Raw genomic sequence first — 6,000 nt, 5'->3', positions numbered from 1 at the left:
GATCGTGTGCGCCGAGCCGTAGGGGTTGCCGGGGGCCGCCCAGTCGATCACGTAGTGCCGCGCCGAACCCCCGGCCCGCACGTGCCGCTTGGCGAACCGTGCCGCCGCCTGCGAGTAGACGGCCCGGGTGGCCACGGCCACGAGCAGCCGCCGGATGCCCGTGCCCACCACGGGCAGCGCCGCCAGCCGCGAGATGGCGGGCACGCGCGCCACGAACAGCCGCGCCTCCTCGGCGCTGTGCCCGATCATGACGTCGATCGAGGGCGCCACCCGATCCCAGGCGGCCTCGACCGCGCCCTCGGCGGGCAGCGGATCGTGCCCGTACTGGGTGCCGAACGGCATGCCTCCACGCAGCCCGAACGGCCGCCCGGCCGCGGCGACCGACGGCTCGCGCGCCACGATCTCCTCGGCGCTCATCGCGGCCCACTGGTCCGCGCCGGCGGAGCGCGCCGCCTCGGCCAGGGCGGCCGTCATGCGGTCGCGCCCGCGCGAGATGCCGAGCGGCGCGCTCTGGATGATGGCACGGCGGAAGAGCGCGGGTGCCTCCGCCGTCGCCATGAGGTGCGCCACGGCGTCGCCGCCCGCCGACTGCCCGAAGGCGGTCACGTTCGAGGGGTCGCCGCCGAACGCGGCGATGTTCCGCTGCACCCACCTCAGCGCCGCGAGCTGATCGAGCAGCCCCAGGTTCGCCGGCCGCGCCGGCGCAGGGCCGGACGGCGCGAGGCCCGCCGATCCTGCTGCAGCCGGCAGCCCGAGATATCCGAGGAGCCCGAGCCGATAGGTCACCGACACGACGATCACCCGCTGCTCCGCCACGAGCGCCTTCGGGTCCATGATCGCGAGGTCCCCGGCGCCCGAGACGTACGAGCCGCCGTGGATCCACACCATCACGGGCAGCCCCTCGTCGACCCCGATGTCGGCGGGCAGCGTGAGCGAGAGCCGCAGGCAGTCCTCGTCGGCGGCGAGCTCTCCGGATCGCGTGCCCAGCACCTCGTCGAGGAACGGAACGGGCCCCTGCGGGCACGCGGGCGCCGGCTGCACGGCCTCGAGCGGCGCGGATCCTGCGGGCCGGTCGGGCAGGGCGACGGGCGCCGCGAAGCGCTCCGCGACGGCGTAGCGGATGCCGGACACCCGCACGACCTCGCCATCCGCCCGCCCGCGCACCGGCCCGCACGGGGGAGTGAAGGTGGCGGGAGCGAACCGCGGGGGACGGGAGACGGTGCCGGTCATCCGACCATCCTCCCGCACGACCGCGCCGTTCACGGGGGCCGCTCACAGGGGCAGCTCACAGGGATCGCTCACAGACGGATGCCCTAGGCTGTCCCGAACCATGGACGACCCTCCCCATCACAGGCCCACGCCCCTTGCAGACATCGACCACGGCCGGCAGCTGACGCAGTCGCATCACGTGATCTCTCTCAGGGGGCTGCCCCATGTATGAGCTGATCATGCTCGGAGTGGGCCTCGTGCTCACCATCGGCACCGGGCTCTTCGTGGCCAGCGAGTTCTCGCTCGTCAACCTCGACCGGCACGAGCTCGAGCAGCGCCAGGAGCGCGGCGAGAAGCGGCTCGGCCCCACCATCAGGGCGCTGAAGATCACGTCGACGCACCTGTCGGGCGCCCAGCTCGGCATCACGCTGACGACCCTTCTCACCGGCTACACCTTCGAGCCCGCGATCAGCTCGCTGCTCGCCGGCCCGCTCGCCGGCCTCGGCGTGCCCGCAGCCGTCGTGCCCGGTGTCGGAGCCGTCATCGGCATCCTGCTCGCGACCCTGTTCTCGATGGTCATCGGCGAGCTCGTGCCCAAGAACTTCGCGCTCGCGCTTCCGCTGGCCACGGCCAAGATCGTCGTGCCCTTCCAGACCCTGTTCACCACGATCTTCAAGCCTGTCATCCTGCTGTTCAACAACACCGCCAACGCCCTCATCCGGGCCATGGGCATCGAGCCCAAGGAGGAGCTCTCGGGCGCCCGCTCGGCCGAGGAGCTCAGCTCGCTCGTGCGCCGCTCGGCCCTCGAGGGCATGCTCGACTCCGACCACGCCACCCTGCTCGGCCGCACCCTGAGGTTCTCGGAGCGCTCGGCGGCCGACGTGATGACGCCGCGCGTGCGCATGTCGAGCCTGAAGCCCCACGAGACCGCCGGCGACGTAATTGCGCGGGCCCAGCAGACGGGCTACTCCCGCTTCCCGGTGATCGGCGAGAGCGTCGACGAGATCGTGGGTGTCGTGCACGTGAAGCAGGCCTTCGCGGTCGACCTCGACGAGCGCGAGAGCACGGCCGTCGCGCAGTTCATGGTGGAGCCGGTGTGGGTGCCGGAGTCGATGGGCATCGACACGCTGCTGCCGCTGCTGCGCCAGGGCGGCTACCAGATCGCCATCGCCACCGACGAGCACGGCGGCACCGCCGGCATCGTGACCCTCGAAGACCTCGTGGAGGAGCTCGTGGGCGAGCTGGAGGACGAGCACGACCGCCTGCACGCCGACATCGTGCGCACCGGCCGCTCGATCACATTCGACGCGAGCCTCCGCCCCGACGAGCTGCTCGAGCGCACGGGCGTGACCGTGCCGGAGGACGGCGACTACGAGACCGTGGCCGGCTACGTCATCGACGAGCTCGACCGCCTGCCCGAGATCGGGGACGAGGTCGCGATCGACGGCGGGATGCTCCGGGTGGAGCGGGTCGACGGGGTGCGCCTCGAGCGGCTCCGCTACCTGCCCGACGACGACGGCATCGTCGCCGAGCGCCTGACCGCCGACACCAGCACCGCATCCACCAGCACCGGATCCGCCAGCACCGGATCCACGGCCACCGTCACCGCCACCGGATCGAGCACCAGGAAGCAGGAGGACGCATGAGCGACATCGTTCCCGGCATCGTCTGGCTCGTGATCCTGCTGGTGGTCAACGCCTTCTTCGTGGGCGCCGAGTTCGCCGTGATCTCGGCCCGCCGCTCGCAGATCGAGCCGCGCGCCGAGGCCGGCAGCAAGGCCGCCAAGACCACGCTCTGGGCCATGGAGCACGCCACCCTCATGCTGGCCACGAGCCAGCTCGGCATCACCGTGTGCTCGCTCGTCATCCTCAACGTCTCCGAGCCCGCCATCGACCACCTGCTCGAGTACCCGCTCGCGCTCACGCCGCTCAGCCCCGAGCTGATCGGCGGCGTCGCGTTCGTGATCGCGCTCGTGCTCGTGACCTTCCTGCACGTGGTGTTCGGCGAGATGGTGCCGAAGAACCTCAGCTTCTCGGTGCCGGATCGAGCGGCGCTGCTGCTCGCACCGCCGCTCGTGCTCGTCTCGAAGATCGTGCGCCCGGTGATCTGGTCGCTCAACGGCCTCGCGAACCTCATCCTGCGTGCCTTCGGCGTGACGCCCAAGGACGAGGCCACGAGCACGTACACGCTCGAGGAGGTGGCCTCGATCGTGCAGCAGTCCACGCGCGAGGGCATGCTCACCGACACCTCGGGCACGCTCAGTGCGGCGTTCGAGTTCACCTCGAAGAAGGTGCGCGACGTGGAGGTGCCGGTGGCCGAGATGGTGCTGCTGGCCCCGGATTCGACGCCGCGCGACATCCAGCGCGCGGTCGCCGAGCACGGGTTCTCGCGCTACATCCTCACGAACGGCGACGGCGAGCCCACGGGATACCTGCACCTGAAGGACGTCATGGACCTCACGGCCGACGGCGCCTTCGACGAGGCCGTGCCCGCGAAGCGCATCCGGCGCCTCGGCTCGGTGCCGCACGACGCCGACCTCGAGGACGCCCTGGCGCTCATGCGGCGCCGCGGCGACCACGTGGCGCGCTCGCTCACCCCGGAGGGGGAGGTCACGGGCGTGCTCTTCCTCGAGGACATCATCGAGGAGCTCGTGGGCGAGGTGCAGGACGCCACGAGCGCCTGACCCGCGCCTGACCAGGGCCGCTGATCCGGCCGCCGACCCGGGCGCCTACTCGGCGAACTGCACCCAGCCGTCGGGGCCCCGCTCGAGAACCGTGACACTCGCGTTCTCGAGCGGGGCCCCGCCGTAGGCGGCGGCACGCGTGAGGTAGGTGAACAGCGTCACCCCGTGGCTCACCACGAGCACGTCGCCCTCGGGATGGGCGGCCACGATGTCGTCGAAGGCGGCCTCGATGCGCTCGACGTAGTCGCGGGCGTGCTCGCCGCCCGTGAAGCCCGCGAACGTGCCGCCGACGATGCCCGTGAAGATCTCGCGCACGTCGCCCACCGCGAGCAGGTCGGCGTTCGGCCGCGACTCGAACTCGCCGAAGTGCAGCTCCTTGAGCCGCTCGTCGAGGGTCATGCGCACCAGAGGGTGGTGCTCGAGGATCTGCTCGGCCGTGGCGACCGTGCGACCGGAGGGCGAGACGTACGCCGCCTGGAACTCGACGTCACGGAGCCTCTCGGCGGTCGCCCGCACCCCCTCGATCCCGGCCTCGGTGAGGGCCGAGTCGTCCCAGCCCTGCACCCTGTCCCGTGAGTTCAGCAGGGTCTGGCCGTGGCGGACGAGGTGAAGGCGGAGGGGCGTCGAGGTCACCCGTCCAGTCTGCCAGTCAGGCTCAGCCGAGGTGCAGCGCGGGCTCGCCCTGGGGCATGAGGGCCGACTTGGGACCGCGGATGAGGGCGGCCGCGATCACGGAGCCGAGCACCATCACGAGCGCACCGCCGAGGAAGACGGCGGAGTAGCCGCTCGTCATCGCCTCGGGCGTCGGAGCGCCGGTTCCGGCGCCCGCCACGACCCCCGTGTAGACCGCAGTGAAGACCGACAGGCCGATCGAGCCGCCGATCTGCATGGCCGAGTTCGTGAAGGCCGATGCGGCGCCGGCGTCGTGCGGCGCGACTCCCGTGAGCGCGAGGTTCTGCAGCGGCACGAAGACGCACGCCATGCCGACGCCCATGATGAGGAGCCCGGGCAGCACCTGCACGAAGTAGTCGCCGTCGGCCGTGATGCGGCTGAGGTAGACGAGCCCCGCCGCCACCACGATCGGCCCCGTGATCATGAGCGGGCGCGGGCCGATCACGGGCAGGAGCTTCGTGGCCACGGGCGCCACGATCATGATCGCGATGGTGAGCGGCAGGTTGGCGAGCCCGGCCTCGAGCGGCGGCAGGCCGAGCACGATCTGCAGGTGGAAGGCGAGGTAGAGCGTGGCGCCGATCATGACGATGCCGGCGATGGCCTGGATGCCGAAGGCGGCGCCGCGCACGCGGTCGAGCACGATCCGGAGCGGCAGCAGGGGCTGGGCGACCTTCGTCTCGATGTAGACGAACAGCGTGAGCAGCCCCACGCCGAGCGCGAGGAAGCCGATGGTGTCGGGCGAGCCCCAGCCGTGCTCGGCGAGGCTGAAGCCGTAGACGAGCGATCCGAAGCCGAGGGTCACCGTGGCGGCCCCCAGCAGGTCGTACCTGTTGTCGCCCTCGGCCTTGGACTCGCGCACGAACAGGATGCCGCCGACGAGACCCACGATCACGAAGAAGACGTTCACGAGCAGGCACCAGCGCCAGTCGGCGAACTCGGTGAGCACGCCGCCGAGCACGAGGCCCACGGCGGCGCCCGCGCCCGCGATGGTGCCGAAGACGGCGAACGCGGTGTTGCGGTCGCGGCCGTGCGTGAAGGTCACGGTGAGCAGGGCGAGGGCCGCCGGCGCGAGCAGCGCGGCGAAGGCGCCCTGCAGGCCTCGGGCGATGATGAGCTCGAGGCCCGAGGAGGCCATGCCGCCCCAGGCCGACGCCAGGCCGAAACCGACCATGCCCACGAGGTAGGTGCGCTTGCGGCCCCAGTAGTCGGCCACGCGGCCGCCGAGCAGCAGCAGGGCGCCGAACGCGAGCGCGTAGGCGGTGACCACCCACTGCCGCTGGCCGTCGGTGAGACCGAGCTCCAGCTGGGCCTGGGGGAGGGCGATGTTGACGATGGTGCCGTCGAGCACCACCACGAGCTGGGTGAGGGCGAGCACGCAGAGCGTGAGCCAGCGATTGGGCGTGGTCGTATTCATGTGGAGGATCCTCCGGGCGTCG

Annotated in this window: 5 protein-coding genes; 2 read left to right on the top strand and 3 right to left on the bottom strand. The window is 71.7% G+C overall.

All coding sequences use genetic code 11. From position 1 onward, the window contains the following. Window positions 1-1,230 (bottom strand): carboxylesterase family protein (locus tag Q0D57_RS10970; protein ID WP_291043167.1); only part of this gene is annotated, 1,230 nt, incomplete at its 3' end. Between the two features lie 203 nt (window positions 1,231-1,433). Here Q0D57_RS10970 and Q0D57_RS10965 point away from each other — a divergent pair. Beyond that, the gene (locus Q0D57_RS10965; protein WP_291043162.1) at window positions 1,434-2,855 is read left to right on the top strand and encodes a hemolysin family protein; all 1,422 of its coding nucleotides are present in this window, start codon (window positions 1,434-1,436) and stop codon (window positions 2,853-2,855) included. Next, entirely contained in the window at window positions 2,852-3,892 is a 1,041-nt protein-coding gene (locus Q0D57_RS10960) for a hemolysin family protein (RefSeq protein ID WP_291043153.1), read from the top strand. The genes Q0D57_RS10965 and Q0D57_RS10960 overlap by 4 nt, the downstream gene beginning before the upstream one ends. A 45-nt stretch (window positions 3,893-3,937) precedes the next feature. On the opposite strand, the gene Q0D57_RS10955 is transcribed toward Q0D57_RS10960, so the two are convergent. Next, the gene (locus tag Q0D57_RS10955) at window positions 3,938-4,525 is read right to left on the bottom strand and encodes a histidine phosphatase family protein (RefSeq protein WP_291043150.1); all 588 of its coding nucleotides are present in this window, start codon (window positions 4,523-4,525) and stop codon (window positions 3,938-3,940) included. A gap of 22 nt (window positions 4,526-4,547) precedes the next feature. Further along, window positions 4,548-5,978 (bottom strand): MFS transporter, encoded by a 1,431-nt coding sequence (locus tag Q0D57_RS10950; protein WP_291043143.1) that lies wholly within the window; start codon window positions 5,976-5,978, stop codon window positions 4,548-4,550. Between the last annotated feature and the right edge of the window lie 22 nt (window positions 5,979-6,000).

This window comes from Herbiconiux sp. (genome assembly GCF_023264895.1).
In the GTDB taxonomy this organism is placed as follows: domain Bacteria; phylum Actinomycetota; class Actinomycetes; order Actinomycetales; family Microbacteriaceae; genus Herbiconiux.
Note: the sequence above shows the minus strand (reverse complement) of the source record. Positions and strands in the feature narration are given on the sequence as shown.